A 14,796-nucleotide genomic window follows, 5' to 3' on the forward strand; every position below is an offset into this window, starting at 1 on the left:
GCCCGGAAGGAACGCGATGAAGGCACACGACGGCATGTACATCGACGGAGCCTGGCGGCCCGCCGACGGACGGGACACGATCGAGGTCGTGAACCCGGCCGACGAGCAGGTGATCGGCAAGGTCCCCGCCGGCACCGCCCTGGACGTCGACACCGCCGTACGGGCCGCCCGCGCCGCCCTGCCGGGCTGGGCCGCCACCCCGCCCGCCGAGCGGGCCGCACGCCTGGCCGCCCTGCGGGACGTACTGGTGGCCCGCAAGGACGAGATCGCCGAGACGGTCACCGCCGAGCTGGGCTCGCCGTTGAAGTTCTCGCAGGCCGTGCACGCCGCCGCCCCGATCGCGGTCGCCGGCTCCTACGCCGAGCTGGCGGCGACGTACGCCTTCGAGGAGAAGATCGGCAACTCCGTCGTCCATCACGAGCCGATCGGTGTGGTCGGCGCCATCACCCCCTGGAACTACCCCCTTCACCAGATCGTCGCCAAGGCCGCCCCGGCGCTCGCGGCCGGCTGCACGATCGTGCTGAAGCCCGCCGAGGACACCCCGCTCACCGCCCAGCTCTTCGCGGAGGCGGTGCACGAGGCCGGCGTCCCGGCGGGCGTCTTCAACCTCGTCACCGGCCTCGGCCCGGTCGCCGGGCAGGCCCTCGCCGAGCACCCCGGCGTCGACCTGGTCTCCTTCACCGGCTCCACGGCCGTGGGCCGGCGGATCGGCGCCACCGCGGGCGCCGCCGTCAAGAAGGTCGCCCTCGAACTCGGCGGCAAGTCCGCCAACGTCATCCTCCCGAGCGCCGACCTGGCCAAGGCGGTCAACGTCGGCGTCGCCAACGTCATGTCCAACTCCGGTCAGACGTGCAGCGCCTGGACCCGCATGCTGGTGCACGCCGACCGGTACGACGAGGCCGTGGGACTGGCCGCGGAGGCCGCCGCCAAGTACGGCGACCGGATCGGCCCGGTCGTCAACGCCAAGCAGCGAGAGCGCGTGCGCGGGTACATCGAGAAGGGCGTGGCCGAGGGCGCGCGCCTCGTCGCGGGCGGCCCGGAAGCCCCGCGAGAGCAGGGCTACTTCGTCAGCCCGACGGTCTTCGCCGACGTGACCGAGGAGATGGCCATCGCCCAGGAGGAGATCTTCGGGCCGGTCCTGTCCATCCTCCGCTACGAGGACGAGGAGGACGCCCTGCGGATCGCCAACGGCACGGTCTACGGACTCTCCGGCGCCGTCTGGGCCGGGGACGAGGCGGAGGCGGTCGCCTTCGCCCGCCGCATGGACACCGGCCAGGTCGACGTCAACGGCGGCCGGTTCAATCCGCTGGCGCCCTTCGGCGGCTACAAGCAGTCCGGCGTGGGCCGTGAGCTCGGCCCGCACGGCCTCGCCGAGTACCTCCAGACCAAGTCCCTCCAGTTCTGAGCCAGGGAGCAGTCCACGTCATGGCCGTCCGTACCGCTGTCCGTGCCGCCGTCGTACCCGCCGTAGGCGCCCCGCTGGAAGTCACCGGGATCGAGCTGCCCGAGCCCGGCCCGGGGCAGGTCCGGGTGAAGCTCGCCGCCGCCGGGGTCTGCCACTCCGACCTGTCCCTGTCCAACGGCACCATGCGCGTGCCGCTCCCCGCCGTCCTCGGCCACGAGGGCGCCGGCACGGTCCTCTCCGTCGGCGAGGACGTCACCCACGTCGCGCCCGGCGACGACGTCGTCCTCAACTGGGCCCCGTCCTGCGGCGCCTGTCACGCCTGCTCGCTCGGCGAGGTGTGGCTGTGCGCGAACGCCCTGGACGGCGCCGCGAACACGCACGCCCGCCGCGCCGACGACGGCAGCGAGCTGCACCCCGGCCTGAACGTCGCCGCGTTCGCCGAGGAGACGGTGGTGGACGCCGGTTGCGTGCTGCCCTGCCCCGACGGCATCCCGCTCGTCGACGCCGCCCTGCTCGGCTGCGCCGTCCTGACCGGATACGGTGCCGTCCACCACTCGGCGAAGGTCCGCGAGGGCGAGACGGTCGCCGTGTTCGGCGTCGGGGGAGTGGGCCTCGCCACCCTCCAGGCGGCCCGGATCGCCGGCGCGTCGAAGATCGTCGCCGTCGACGTGTCCCCGGAGAAGGAGGAGCTGGCCCGCGCGGCCGGCGCCACCGACTACCTGATCGCCTCCGACACCACCGCCCGCGAGATCCGCGCCCTCACCGGCAGGCAGGGCGTCGACGTCGCCGTCGAGTGCGTCGGCCGCGCGGCCACCATCCGCACCGCCTGGGATTCCACCCGGCGCGGCGGACGTACCACGGTCGTCGGCATCGGCGGCAAGGACCAGCAGGTCACCTTCAACGCCCTGGAGATCTTCCACTGGGGCCGCACACTCTCCGGCTGCGTCTACGGCAACGCCGATCCGGCCCGCGACCTCCCGGTGCTGGCCGAACACGTCCGGGCCGGACGCCTGGACCTCGGCGCCCTGGTGACGGAGCGGATCGCCCTCGACGGGATCCCGGCCGCCTTCGAGAACATGCTCGCGGGCAAGGGCGGGCGGGCGCTGGTGGTGTTCTAGCCGCCCGCACCGAAAACACGCCGGGGCGTCTGGCCCCCCGTGTCCGTGTGTCCCGGGGGGCCAGGTGCCTCGGTCGCCCGTGTCCGTGTGTCCCGGGGGGCCAGGTGCCTCGGTCGCCCGTGTCCGTGTGTCCCGGGGGCCAGACGCCCCGGCCCCCCGTGCCCGCGCGTCCCGGGGGCAGACACCTCGGTCACCCGTGCCCGCGTGCCGTCAGCACCGCCCCCATGCGGCTCCTCATACCGCCCCTCCCACCGCCCCTCCCACCGTCCCTCGCGGCGCCACGATCACCGTTCGGCAAACATCCCGCACGCCCGTTGACCACATACCGTCCGGTCAGTACGTTCCCGGGAACGTCCCACACGTCCCCGACGTCCCCCCGCACCACCGGAGCGTGCACGTATGGACACCACCCCCTCCGCTCAGCCCCTCCCCACCACCGCCCCGGCCGCCCCCAACCGCCGTCGCGTCGCCACCGCAGCGGCCCTCGCGTCGGCCGTCGAGTGGTACGACTACTTCGTCTTCGGCATCGCCGCCGCCCTCGTCCTCGGCGACCTGTACTTCCCGGCCGGCAGTCCCACCGCCGGGGTCCTGGCCGCCTTCGCCACCTTCGCCGTCGGATTCCTCGCCCGGCCGATCGGCGGCGTCGTCGCCGGCCAGCTCGGCGACAAGAGGGGTCGCAAGCCGATGCTGGTCCTCGCGCTCACCCTGATGGGCGTGGCCACCACGGGCATCGGTCTGCTGCCCACGTACGAGACCATCGGCGTGGCCGCCCCGATCCTGCTCGTCCTCCTGCGCATCGTCCAGGGCATCGCCGTCGGCGCCCAGTGGGGCGGCGCGATGCTGCTGGCCACCGAGTACGCCCCCGAGGGCAAGCGCGGCATCTACGGCAGCGTCGTCCAGCTCGGTGTCCCCATCGGCGTGGTCACCGCCAACACCGTCTTCCTGCTGGCCGGCGCGTTCACCTCCGAGTCGGCTTTCGAGGCCTGGGGCTGGCGGGTGCCGTTCGTGGTCGGTCTGCTCGTCCTCGGCCTCGCCTGGTACATCCACACCCGCGTCGAGGAGACCCCCGAGTTCCGGGCGGCCGAGCGGGCGCTGGCCGAGAAGGAGCGGGGCGAGCAGCCCTCACCGCTGCGCGCGATCATGCGCGATCACCTCGGCACCGTGCTGCTGGCCGGCGGCTCCTTCGCCGTGAACACCGCGACGTTCTACATCCTCATCACCGGCGTCCTCGACTACACCACCCGCGAACTGGACATGGAACACGGCGCGGTGCTCGCCGTCTCGCTCTGCGTCAGCCTCACCCAGCTGGTGCTGATCCCGGCCGCCGCCGCCCTGTCCGACAGGTTCGGCCGCATCCGGATCTACACCGTCGGCGCGGTCGGCATCGCGGTGTGGGCCGTCCCGCTGTTCCTGCTCATCGACACCGGCTCACTGGTGTGGCTGGCGGTCGGCACCTTCGTCGCCAGCTGCTTCCTCAGCATCATGTACGGCCCCCAGGCCGCGCTGTTCGCCGAGCTGTTCACGCCGGAGATGCGCTACACCGGCGCCTCGCTCGGCTACCAGATCGCGGCCGTCGGCGGGGGCGGGCTCGCCCCGTTCGTCATGGTGCTGCTCCTGGAGGCGACGGGCACCTCGATGGCCGTCTCCGGTTACATCATCGGCCTCTCGGTGATCGCCCTGGTGTCCATCAAGGTGCTGGCCGACAGGGCGCGTTCACGCTGACCGCGAGGCGTTCTCGGGCCGCGCCCCCGTGACCTCGTCCGGGGTCGCGGCCCGCGTCCGTTTCCGGGACCGGGACACCGCCACGCCCGCCAGGCACAGCGCGCCGCCCGCCAGGGTGAGCAGCCCCGGCACCTCGCCCAGCGCCAGCCACGACATCACGACGACGAGCGCGGGCACGGCGTACGTGGTCGCGCCCATGCGGCCCGCGGTCGTACGGGACAGCGCGTACGCCCACGTCGTGAACGCCAGCGCGGTCGGGAACACGCCCAGGTACACCATGTTGAGCGTCGCGGAGACGGGCGCGCCGGCCGCCTCGGTCACCAGCTGACCCGTGAACGGCAGGCAGAGCACCGCCCCGACCAGGCACCCGAACGTCGTCACCTGAAGCGCGCTCGCGTGTCCCAGCGCGGGCTTCTGCGCCACCACCCCGCCCGCGTACGCCACGGCGGCCAGCAGGCACAGCACCACCCCGAACAGCGAGGAACCGCCCTCGCCGGACATCGACAGGCCCACGGTCACCGCACCGGCGAACGACACCGCCATCCCCGCCAGCAGTCGCGGCGGCAGCGCGTCCCCGAGCAGGCGGGCGCCGAGCAGCGCGATCAGGATCGGCCCGACGTTCACCACGAGGGCGGCCGTACCGGCGTCCACCTGCTGCTCGCCCCAGTTCAGGGCGACCATGTAGAAGCCGAACCAGAGCACCCCCGATATCGCGATCCCCCGCCACGCGGGACGCGGTGGCAGTCCCCCCCGGCGCAGCAGACAGATCGCGCCGAGCGTCAGCGCGCCCGCCAGCAGCCGTCCGAGCGCCAGCGCGCCCGGCGAGTACGCCTCGCCCGCGGCGCGGATCGACACGAAGGCGGAGGCCCACAGGACGACGGTGACCGTGGCGGCGCCTGCCGCGAGCAGTTCCGGACGACGGAAGGGGCCGGGACGGGCGGTGCTCATCGTGCTCCTGAGGCTGGGGGGTGTCGTTTGGATCTTGCCGGAGTCGTGGGCCCCCGCCGGCGGATTTCGGCCGGGGAAGCGGTGCTCAGCGCAGCCCTGCCGGGTCGACGCCCAGCAGCTCGGACAGCGCGTTCTCGCCCGACGGCGTCACCTTCACCGCCCGCCCGGACCCGATGCGCACGCACCAGCCCGTGTCCAGGGCGTGCCGGCACAGGGCCGCGCCCGCGACGCCCGCGAGATGCGGACGGCGCTCGGTCCAGTCGAGGCAGGCCCGGGCCAGTGGCCGGCGACCGGTGGGCGCGAGGGGGATGCCGGCGGCCTCGAACCAGCCCAGCCCCGCGTCCGTGAGCGCGAAGCCGGTGTCCTGACGCAGCAGCCCGCGCCCGGTCAGCGCGTCGGTGACCGTGATGCCGAGCCGTCCGGCGAGATGGTCGTAGCAGGTGCGGCCCCGGGCCATCGCCGACCCGGCGCCCGACGCCCGCAGCGAGCGCGGACGCCGTGCCGCAGCCCCGGGCGCGACCTGCGCCGTCAGGTCCTCCACCAGCTGTGCCACGCGCTCGTCGGCCAGCCGCACGTAACGGTGCCGCCCCTGCCGGTCCTCGGCCAGCAGCCCGCCCGCGACGAGCTTACCCAGGTGCTCGCTCAGCGTGGACGCGGCGACTCCCGCGTGCCGGGCCAGCTCACCGGCGGTCCACGCCCGCCCGTCGAGCAGCGCCAGGAGACAGGCGGCCCTGGTCTCGTCGGCGATCAGCCCGGCCAGCCGCGCGAGCCCGGGCGCCTGGGCGTCCTTGTCGGTCATGCGTTCCAGGATGCGGTACGCACGGTTCGGCGGGCGCCGAAGTGTCCTCAGGCGCCCCGCGTCACCTGCGCGTACTGCTGCGCCAGCCCGTCCAGCAGCGCCGTCAGCCCGGTCTCGAAGGCCCGCTCGTCGATCTTCTCCTGCTGCTCGGCCAGGAGGTGGGCCTGCTGGAGGTGCGGGTAGTCGGCGGGGTCGTAGGCGCCGGCGTCGTCGACGAAGCCCCCGGCGAAGGAACCCAGCGCCGAGCCCATGATGAAGTACCGCATCAGCGCGCCGATGGACGTGGCCTGGGCCGGGGGCCAGCCCGCCGCGACCATGGCGCCGTAGACGGCGTCCGCGAGGTGCAGTGCGGCCGGGCGGCGGCCGGGCCCGTGGGCCAGTACCGGGACGATGTTGGGGTGGTCGCGCAGTGCCGCCCGGTAGGAGACGGCCCAGTCGTGCAGCGCCGTGCGCCAGTCCCGGCCGTCCTCGAACATCGACAGGTCGACCTGCGCGCTCACCGAGTCGGCGACCGCCTCGAGGATCTCGTCCTTGGTGCGGAAGTGGTTGTAGAGCGAGGGCCCGCTGACTCCCAGCTCCGCGGCGAGCCGGCGCGTGGAGACGGCCGTGAGGCCCTCCGCGTCCACCAGCGCGCGGGCCGTCTCGACGATCCGGTCGGTGCTGAGCAGGGGCTTGCGCGGTCGGGCCATGGCGCACATAGTAGGGCTGCGACCGTAAACTAGCAGTGCTAATTTAAAGGTCCGGCTTTCAAGGTCCGGCTTTCAAGGCCCGTGTCTCGGGGTGTGTCCCGAGGTGCGTGTCTCGAGGGGCGTTTCCCAAGTCCGTCTTCTGTGGGGTGACTCGGCATGAATCTGGAGCTCAGCGAGGAGCAGAGCGCTGTGCGGCGGCTCGCGCGGGACTTCGTGGAGCGCGAGATCGCCCCGCACGTCGTCGCCTGGGACCGCGCCGAGGAGGTGGACCGGTCGATCGTGAAGAAGCTCGGCGAGGTCGGCTTCCTCGGGCTCACCGTCGACGAGGAGTACGGCGGCTCCGGCGGCGACCATCTCGCGTACTGCCTGGTGACGGAGGAGCTGGGGCGGGGCGACAGCTCCGTGCGCGGGATCGTGTCCGTCTCCCTCGGACTGGTCGCCAAGACCATCGCGGCCTGGGGCGACGAGGAGCAGAAGCGGCGCTGGCTGCCGGGCCTCACCTCCGGCGCGTACGTCGGCTGCTTCGGCCTGACCGAGCCCGGCACGGGGTCGGACGCCGGCAACCTGTCGACCCGTGCGGTGCGCGACGGCGACGACTACGTCGTCAACGGCACCAAGATGTTCATCACCAACGGCACCTGGGCCGACGTCGTCCTGCTCTTCGCCCGTTCCACGGACGCCCCCGGCCACAAGGGCGTCTCCGCCTTCCTCGTGCCCACCGACACCCCCGGCCTCACCCGCCGCACCATCCACGGCAAGCTCGGGCTGCGCGGTCAGGCCACCGCCGAGCTGGTCCTGGAGGACGTCCGCGTCCCCGCCTCCGCGATGCTGGCCCCCGAGGGCAAGGGCTTCTCGGTCGCCATGTCGGCCCTCGCCAAGGGGCGGATGTCGGTCGCGGCGGGCTGCGTCGGCATCGCCCAGGCCGCGCTGGACGCGGCCGTCGGGTACGCGGGCGAGCGCGAGCAGTTCGGGAAGACCATCGCCCACCACCAGCTCGTGCAGGAGCTGATCAGCGACATCGCCCTCGACGTGGACGCGGCCCGGCTGCTCACCTGGCGGGTCGCCGACCTGATCGACCGCGGGCAGCCCTTCACCGTCGAGTCCTCCAAGGCCAAGCTGTTCGCCTCGGAGGCCGCCGTCCGCGCCGCCAACAACGCCCTCCAGGTCTTCGGCGGCTACGGCTACATCGACGAGTACCCGGCCGGCAAGCTGCTGCGCGACGCCCGCGTGATGACCCTCTACGAGGGCACCAGTCAGATCCAGAAGCTGGTCATCGGGCGAGCGCTGACCGGGGTCTCGGCCTTCTGAACACCTGAACCGAGCACCTGAACCGAGCACCTGAACTGAACACCTGAACTGAACACTGAGTACCCGGACTGAGTACCTCGGCGGATGTGGCCCCGGCCGCGTCCGCCGACCCTTGTCCCCATGAGTGACACACCGGTCAAGCAGCAGAGTACGGCGGCCTTCTACGGGCAGGCCGTGGCCTCGTTCGCGGTGGCGATGATCGCCACCGCCGTCGGCATCTACAACCTTCAGGCGGACGCCTGGGTGCGTGCCTTCCTCGCCGTCGCCGTCCTGTACCTCGTCACTTCGGCCTTCACGCTGGCCAAGATCATCCGTGACCGTCAGGAGGCCGGTCAGATCGTGAGCCGCGTCGACCAGGCCAGGCTGGAGAAGCTCCTCGCCGAGCACGACCCCTTCGAGAAGCTCGGGTGACGCGCCCGCCCGGTGGTTGCCCTAAGCGCCCGCTCAGCTTCGGCGGTATGGTGGAGCTCCTGTCACCGAGAGGGGCGAACAAGCGATGAGTACGGCGGCCGAGACGACGGGCGGCGACATCGAGCCGTGGGAAGAGGTCACCCCGGAGGCGGCCCGGCGGCTCCTGGTCGCCGCCGTGGAGGCCTTCGCCGAGCGCGGGTACCACGCGACCACGACCCGCGACATCGCCGGTCGGGCCGGCATGAGCCCGGCCGCGCTCTACATCCACTACAAGACCAAGGAAGAGCTGCTCCACCGCATCAGCCGGATCGGCCACGACCGGGCGGTCGCCATCCTGCGGGCCGCGGCCCAGGGCGAGGGCGGCGCCGCCGAGCGGCTCGCCGACGCCGTGAGCTCCTTCGTGCGCTGGCACGCCGGGCGACGCACGACCGCCCGGGTGGTGCAGTACGAGCTGGACGCGCTCGGCCCCGAGGCCCGCGACGAGATCCTCACGCTGCGCCGGCAGTGCGATGCCGCGGTGCGCGGCATCATCGAGGACGGCGTGGCGACGGGCGAGTTCGACGTACCGGACGTCAAGGGCACGACACTGGCCGTGCTGTCGCTCTGCATCGACGTGGCCCGCTGGTTCAACGTGAACGGCCCCCGGACCCCCGACGAGGTCGGCGCGCTCTACGCCGGCCTCGTGCTGCGGATGGTGGGAGCCGAACCGTCCGGCTCCGCTCAGAGGTAGTAGCGCGAGACCGACTCGGCGACGCAGACCGGCTTGTCGCCGCCCTCTCGTTCCACGGTGAAGGCGACGGCCACCTGGATCCCTCCCTTGACGTCCTCGACGCCGGTGATCGTCCCCGTGGCGCGCAGCCGCGAGCCCACCGGGACGGGGGAGGGGAAGCGGACCTTGTTGGTGCCGTAGTTGACGCCCATCTTCACGCCCTCGACCCTGATCAGCTGGGGCCCGAAGAGCGGGAGCAGGGACAGGGTCAGATAGCCGTGCGCGATGGTGGTGCCGAACGGGCCCGCGGCCGCCTTCTCCGGGTCCACGTGGATCCACTGGTGGTCGCCGGTCGCCTCCGCGAACAGGTCGATCCGCTTCTGGTCGACGTCCAGCCAGTCGGTGTACCCAAGCTGCTCGCCCACCGCCGCCTTCACGTCGTCGGCGGATGTGAAGATCCTCGGCTCTGCCATGTCCCGGCCTCTCTGCTCGCTCGACTGCCTGCCCGACCGCTCACGCGACTCTAAGCGACTGCTTAGCATGGTCGCCCGTGAAGCCCGTGTCAACGGACCGGGGAGTCCTCGCGGGTGACGGGGTCGGTAGGGTTCGAGGAGTGCCTCAGATTCCCGAGAAGATTCACGAGCTCACGGTCGGCCAGCTCGCCGCGCGCAGTGGCGCCGCCGTCTCCGCCCTGCACTTCTACGAGTCCAAGGGCCTGATCAGCAGTCGCCGCACCTCGGGCAACCAGCGCCGCTTCGGCCGTGACGCGCTGCGCCGGGTCGCCTTCGTGCGCGCGGCGCAGCGTGTCGGCATCCCGCTCGCCACGATCCGCGAGGCGCTCGCCGAGCTGCCGGAGGGGCGCACGCCCACCGAGGACGACTGGGCCCGGCTCTCCGAGTCCTGGCGCTCCGAACTGGACGAGCGGATCAAGCAGCTGAGCCGGCTGCGCGACCACCTCACCGACTGCATCGGCTGCGGCTGTCTGTCCCTGGACACCTGCGTCCTGTCCAACCCCGACGACGTCTTCGGTGAACGCCTCACGGGCTCCCGCCTGCTGGCTGGGCGTGCCGCCTCCGCCGCCGGCCGCCGCGCCCCCGCGAGCCGCGCCCCCGCGAGCCGCGGACCTGCGAGCCGCGGACCTGCGACGGAGGAGGGGTGCTGCGACTGACGGCCGGATGACCCGGCCCCGCGTCACCTGCCGCCCCGCCGCGCCGAGGCCCACTCCGTCAGTCCCGCGGTGACCAGCTCGGCGTTGGACGCGGCCCGGCGTCCGTCCGGGAGGGACAAGGTGTCCTCCAGGCCGACGCGGGTCGCCAGACCCAGCCGGCCGGCCAGGCGCAGGACCGGCCACGCGCCGGTCTCCTCGCCGTGGAGCAGGACGGGGCGGCCGTGGGCGCCGCCGAGGCCGGTCAGCAGGGTGCGCGCGGAGTCCTCGGCGGTCGACGGGTCGGTGTCGGTGACCTCCGCCAGCACGCGCAGTACCTTCGCCGCCAGGGGCGAGCGCAGGAACCGTGCCACCCCGTCCGTGCCGGACCAGAGGCCGGCCTCCACGTCCACCCCGCGCTCGATCAGGGCGGCGGCGACCTCCTCGGCGCCGGGCTCGTGCCAGTTGACCGAGGCGTGGTCGGGCAGGACCGTCCAGCTCCGTACCCGGGCGGCCCGCGCGGCCGGATCGGGCTCGGCCCAGGCGCCCGTCGTCACGCCGACCGGCACCGACGCGGGCACCCGCGCCCGCACCGCGTCCAGCGTGGCCGCGAGGACGCGGGGCGACAACGTGTCCCGTCCGCACGGCGCCTTGGGATGCACATGGACATCCGCGGCTCCGGCGGCCACCGCTGCGGCCGCGGAGTCGGCGATCGCCTCCGGCGACAGCGGCACGACAGCGCCGTCGGCGCCTCCACGGGCTCCGTTCACGCAGACCTGCACCATTCCCCCATGGTGCAGGCCCATCGGCCCACGGCCGCGCGTTCCCACGGTCGGTTACGCCGACATGAGCAGCCGGCCGCGCCGGGCGTCCGCCAGCGCGTCGGGGGTGAGGACAGGCCGCGGGACGAGGATCCCGCAGTCCGTGCAGACGGGGCCCGTCGAGGGTTCGTGGTCCAGGTCGTACTTCCAGACGAGGCGCTCCCCGTCGCACACCGGGCACACCGAACCCGGTTCACGCTCCAGCGCGGAGATCAGGCCGCGCAGCACCTCCGCCAGCGGCCCGCCCGGATGGACGCGGGGGTCGTCGCACCAGGCGACACCGAAACCGCCCCAGGTCAGCCGGTGCCAGTCGTCCACGCTGCCCGGCCTGCGCAGCCCCTCGTGCTTCTCCTTCCTGCGCCGCTCGGCGAACCCGACCTCGTAGGCCAGCCAGACCGAACGCGCCTCCTCCAGCTCCTCCAGTGCGGCCACGAGCCGCGCTGGGTCGGGGGAGCGGTCCTCGGGACCGAACCCGGCCCGGGAACACAGATGGTCCCAGGTAGCCCTGTGCCCGTAAGGGGCGAACCGCTCAAGGCACTTGCGCAGCGAATAGCGCCGTAGCGCCAGGTCGCACCGTGGATCGCGGACCTGTCTCGCCAGACTTCGGAAACCGGCCATCGCCCTGCACCTCCGTCACACCTGCACCTGTACTTCGGTCACTTCGGCGTCGTCGTACGGACGTCGCCGAATAGACGTATCGACAAGCGATTCGGCTCCATCCGATTTCCGATGCCCCGCGCAAGCCGATCCACCCGTTCCAAAAAGTGACGCTCGTTCATCTTCCAACCAGGGCATACCGGCGGTAACGTCCGGCCCACCCTTAGTCGGGAGGAGCTGCCATGCCACGGCGCACCCCACGCAACGCCCTGGACAGACTGAGAACTCCCCGCGGCTTCCACGGGTTCCTGAAGGGCGCGTCCGTATGCGCCCTCGTTGCCGGCCTTTTGTCACCGCTTTCCCCCGCGATGGCCGCCGGAACGGGCTTGACCTCGGAGATAACCGCGGAAGCGAGCACTGAAAAGATCACGCAAGAGATCACGCAAGAGATCACCGGAAGCCATGCCGAACCGGCGGCCAACGACCATTGCGGCGGCCAGTGTTCCGACATTCTGCCGCCTGGTCAGAACGGCAACGCCACCCTCGCCCAGATCCTTCTCAACCAGGCCTTCGGCACCCAGCCCGCCCATGCCGAAGACCAGCTCGGGCCCTACGCGAACCTCGCCGCCGGCTATTCCGGCCTCACCAACGAGAAGATCAACACCTTCTTCAACGACGCGTCCTTCGGCGTCCCCGACGGCCAGGTCGCCTCCACCGTCCGCCCCGCCGGCCGCGGCGACGTGACCATCGTGCGCGACAAGAAGACCGGCGTGCCGCACATCACCGGTACCACCCGCTACGGCACCGAGTTCGGCGCCGGTTACGCGGCGGCCCAGGACCGGCTGTGGCTGATGGACCTCTTCCGGCACGTCGGACGCGGCCAGTTGACCCCCTTCGCCGGCGGCGCCCCCGCCAACCAGGGCCTGGAGCAGCAGTTCTGGCGCAGCGCCCCGTACACCGAGGCCGACCTCGCGGAGCAGATCGAGAGTGCCGCCGCCAAGGCCGGCGAGCGCGGCGAACTGGCCCTGGCCGACGTGGACGCCTACGTCGCCGGAATCAACGCCTACATCGACGCCTCCGACAAGGGCCGCTACTTCCCCGGCGAGTACGTCCTGACCGGCCACAAGAACGCCATCACCAACGCCGGCACCATCGAGCACTTCAAGCGCACCGACCTGATCGCGCTGGCCTCCGTCATCGGCTCCCTCTTCGGCGCCGGAGGCGGCGGCGAGGTCACCAACGCGCTGTCACTGCTCGCCGCCCAGGAGAAGTACGGCGTAGCCGAGGGCACCGAGGTCTGGGAGTCCTTCCGCCAGCGCAACGACCCCGAGGCGGTCCTCACCCAGCACGCCGGCAGCTTCCCGTACCTGCCCAAACCGGACGACCCGCAGGGTGCGGCCCTGCCCGACGCCGGCTCGGTCCAGGCGGAGCCGCTGGTGTACGACCGTACGGGCAGCGCGGCCGGTCCGAGCGCGACCGGTGCCTCCGCCACGGCGGCGGACGCGGCCGTCACCTCGGCCCGGCGCGGCATGTCCAACGCCCTCGTGGTCAGCGGCGAGCACACCGCGAGCGGCCACCCGGTCGCCGTGTTCGGCCCGCAGACCGGCTACTTCGCGCCGCAGCTCCTCATGCTCCAGGAGATCCAGGGCCCCGGCATCAGCGCCCGCGGCGCCTCCTTCGCGGGTCTGAGCATGTACGTCGAACTCGGCCGCGGCCAGGACTACGCGTGGAGCGCGACCACCTCCGGCCAGGACATCATCGACACCTACGCCGTCGAGCTGTGCCAGGACGACCACCACTACCTCTACCGCGGCACCTGCACGCCGATGGAGAAGGTCGAGCGGAAGAACGCCTGGAAGCCGACCGTCGCGGACGGCACCGCGGCCGGCTCCTACACGATGCGGGTCTGGCGCACGAAGTACGGCCCGGTCGAGTACCGCGCCACCGTCGGCGGCAAGAAGGTCGCCTACACCACCCTGCGCTCCTCGTTCCTGCACGAGGCCGACTCGATCATCGGCTTCCAGATGCTCAACGACCCGGACTACCTGAACAGCCCCGAACGCTTCCGGAGCGCCGTCCAGAACATCAACTACACCTTCAACTGGTTCTACGCCGACTCCGAGCACACCGCGTACTACAACAGCGGCGACAATCCGGTCCGGGCGGACGGCGTCGACGCCGACTTCCCCGTCTGGGCGCGGCCGGCGTACGAGTGGCGGGACTGGGACCCGGCCGCCAACACCGCCCGGTACACCCCGGCCTCCGCCCACCCGCGCTCCGTCGACCAGGACTACTACGTCTCCTGGAACAACAAACAGGCCAGGGACTACACCACCGCCCCCTGGGGCAACGGCTCCGTCCACCGCGGCAACCTACTCGACGACCGCGTCAAGAAGCTGGTGGCCGAGGGCGGTGTGACCCGGGCCGCGCTGGTGAAGGCGATGGCCGAGGCGGGCCTCGCCGACCTGCGGGCCGAGGGCGTACTGCCCGACTTGCTGAGGGTGATCGAGTCGGCGCCGGTGACCGACCCCGCGGCGAAGACCGCCGTGGACCGGCTCAAGGCGTGGCGCTCGGCGGGCGCCCTGCGCACGGAGACCTCGGCCGGCTCGAAGAAGTACGCTCACGCCGACGCGATCCGCACGCTGGACGCCTGGTGGCCGCTGCTGGTGAAGGCCGAGTTCGAACCGGGCCTCGGCAGCGACCTGTACACCGCGTTCACCCGCAACCTGCCCGTCGACGAGTCCCCGTCCGCCGCCCACGGCCCGACCGGCGCACACGCCGGCAGCGCCTTCCAGTACGGCTGGTGGAGTTATGTCGACAAGGACATCCGGTCCGTCCTCGGTGAGCGCGTCGCGGGGCCGCTCGCGCGCGCGTACTGCGGCGACGGCGACCTCGCCGCCTGCCGGGACACCCTGGTCTCGACCCTGAAGGAGGCGGCGGGCCGGACGCCCGCGCAGGTCTATCCCGGCGACGACAACTGCTCGGCGGGCGACCAGTGGTGCGCCGACTCGGTGATCCACCGCACCCTCGGCGGCATCAAGCACGGCGGGATCGGCTGGCAGAACCGGCCGACCTACCAGCAGGTCGTGGAGTTCACGTCCCACCGGTGACCGGCCCGTCCCACG

At 72.4% G+C, this 14,796-nt stretch carries 14 protein-coding genes; 8 read left to right on the forward strand and 6 right to left on the reverse strand.

Annotated features, from left to right (window positions below; genetic code table 11):
- Nucleotides 1-16 precede the first annotated feature (16 nt).
- From ACZ4V1_RS27535 to ACZ4V1_RS27545, 3 genes are all read left to right on the forward strand, one after another.
- A complete protein-coding gene (locus tag ACZ4V1_RS27535; protein ID WP_468340937.1) occupies nt 17-1,405 on the forward strand; it encodes an aldehyde dehydrogenase family protein in 1,389 nt (462 codons plus the stop codon).
- A gap of 20 nt (nt 1,406-1,425) precedes the next feature.
- On the forward strand, nt 1,426-2,523 hold the full coding sequence (locus ACZ4V1_RS27540) for a zinc-binding dehydrogenase (protein ID WP_468340940.1): 1,098 nt from the start codon (nt 1,426-1,428) through the stop codon (nt 2,521-2,523).
- A gap of 399 nt (nt 2,524-2,922) precedes the next feature.
- A complete protein-coding gene (locus ACZ4V1_RS27545) occupies nt 2,923-4,245 on the forward strand; it encodes an MFS transporter (RefSeq protein WP_468340943.1) in 1,323 nt (440 codons plus the stop codon).
- On the opposite strand, the gene ACZ4V1_RS27550 is transcribed toward ACZ4V1_RS27545, so the two are convergent.
- The 3 genes from ACZ4V1_RS27550 to ACZ4V1_RS27560 all read right to left on the reverse strand — a co-directional run bounded on the left by ACZ4V1_RS27550 (nt 4,237) and on the right by ACZ4V1_RS27560 (nt 6,681).
- Nucleotides 4,237-5,193 (reverse strand): DMT family transporter, encoded by a 957-nt coding sequence (locus ACZ4V1_RS27550; RefSeq protein WP_468340945.1) that lies wholly within the window; start codon nt 5,191-5,193, stop codon nt 4,237-4,239. The genes ACZ4V1_RS27545 and ACZ4V1_RS27550 overlap by 9 nt on opposite strands.
- A gap of 85 nt (nt 5,194-5,278) precedes the next feature.
- Nucleotides 5,279-5,992 carry an ArsR/SmtB family transcription factor gene (locus tag ACZ4V1_RS27555; RefSeq protein WP_468340947.1) on the reverse strand — a complete coding sequence of 238 codons (714 nt, stop codon included), beginning with the start codon at nt 5,990-5,992 and terminating at the stop codon, nt 5,279-5,281.
- A 47-nt stretch (nt 5,993-6,039) separates the two neighbouring features.
- Nucleotides 6,040-6,681 carry a TetR/AcrR family transcriptional regulator gene (locus tag ACZ4V1_RS27560; RefSeq protein WP_468340950.1) on the reverse strand — a complete coding sequence of 214 codons (642 nt, stop codon included), beginning with the start codon at nt 6,679-6,681 and terminating at the stop codon, nt 6,040-6,042.
- Between the two features lie 156 nt (nt 6,682-6,837).
- Here ACZ4V1_RS27560 and ACZ4V1_RS27565 point away from each other — a divergent pair, with 156 nt between their 5' ends.
- From ACZ4V1_RS27565 to ACZ4V1_RS27575, 3 genes are all read left to right on the forward strand, one after another.
- Nucleotides 6,838-7,989: an acyl-CoA dehydrogenase family protein gene (locus ACZ4V1_RS27565; protein ID WP_468340953.1), complete on the forward strand. Its 1,152-nt coding sequence runs from the start codon at nt 6,838-6,840 to the stop codon at nt 7,987-7,989.
- Between the two features lie 120 nt (nt 7,990-8,109).
- Nucleotides 8,110-8,400, forward strand: a complete 291-nt coding sequence (locus tag ACZ4V1_RS27570) for a YiaA/YiaB family inner membrane protein (protein WP_019325286.1) — start codon at nt 8,110-8,112, stop codon at nt 8,398-8,400.
- An 85-nt stretch (nt 8,401-8,485) separates the two neighbouring features.
- Nucleotides 8,486-9,130 (forward strand): TetR/AcrR family transcriptional regulator, encoded by a 645-nt coding sequence (locus tag ACZ4V1_RS27575; RefSeq protein WP_468340956.1) that lies wholly within the window; start codon nt 8,486-8,488, stop codon nt 9,128-9,130.
- On the opposite strand, the gene ACZ4V1_RS27580 is transcribed toward ACZ4V1_RS27575, so the two are convergent.
- Entirely contained in the window at nt 9,121-9,582 is a 462-nt protein-coding gene (locus ACZ4V1_RS27580) for a MaoC family dehydratase (RefSeq protein WP_468340959.1), read from the reverse strand. The two genes, ACZ4V1_RS27575 and ACZ4V1_RS27580, sit on opposite strands and share 10 nt — an antisense overlap.
- A 140-nt stretch (nt 9,583-9,722) precedes the next feature.
- On the opposite strand from ACZ4V1_RS27580, the gene soxR reads away from it, so the two are divergent.
- Nucleotides 9,723-10,277, forward strand: coding sequence for a redox-sensitive transcriptional activator SoxR (soxR, locus tag ACZ4V1_RS27585; RefSeq protein ID WP_468340962.1), 555 nt, complete (start codon nt 9,723-9,725; stop codon nt 10,275-10,277).
- Between the two features lie 23 nt (nt 10,278-10,300).
- On the opposite strand, the gene ACZ4V1_RS27590 is transcribed toward soxR, so the two are convergent.
- Nucleotides 10,301-11,038, reverse strand: a complete 738-nt coding sequence (locus ACZ4V1_RS27590; protein ID WP_468340965.1) for a 3-keto-5-aminohexanoate cleavage protein — start codon at nt 11,036-11,038, stop codon at nt 10,301-10,303.
- 51 nt (nt 11,039-11,089) lie between these two features.
- Nucleotides 11,090-11,692 (reverse strand): hypothetical protein, encoded by a 603-nt coding sequence (locus tag ACZ4V1_RS27595; protein ID WP_468340968.1) that lies wholly within the window; start codon nt 11,690-11,692, stop codon nt 11,090-11,092.
- Nucleotides 11,693-11,913: 221 nt separating this feature from the next.
- Between ACZ4V1_RS27595 and ACZ4V1_RS27600 the strand changes: the two genes are divergently transcribed.
- On the forward strand, nt 11,914-14,781 hold the full coding sequence (locus ACZ4V1_RS27600) for a penicillin acylase family protein (protein ID WP_468340971.1): 2,868 nt from the start codon (nt 11,914-11,916) through the stop codon (nt 14,779-14,781).
- The last annotated feature ends 15 nt before the right edge of the window (nt 14,782-14,796 follow it).

It is taken from the genome of Streptomyces sp. NPDC028991 (assembly GCF_055564775.1).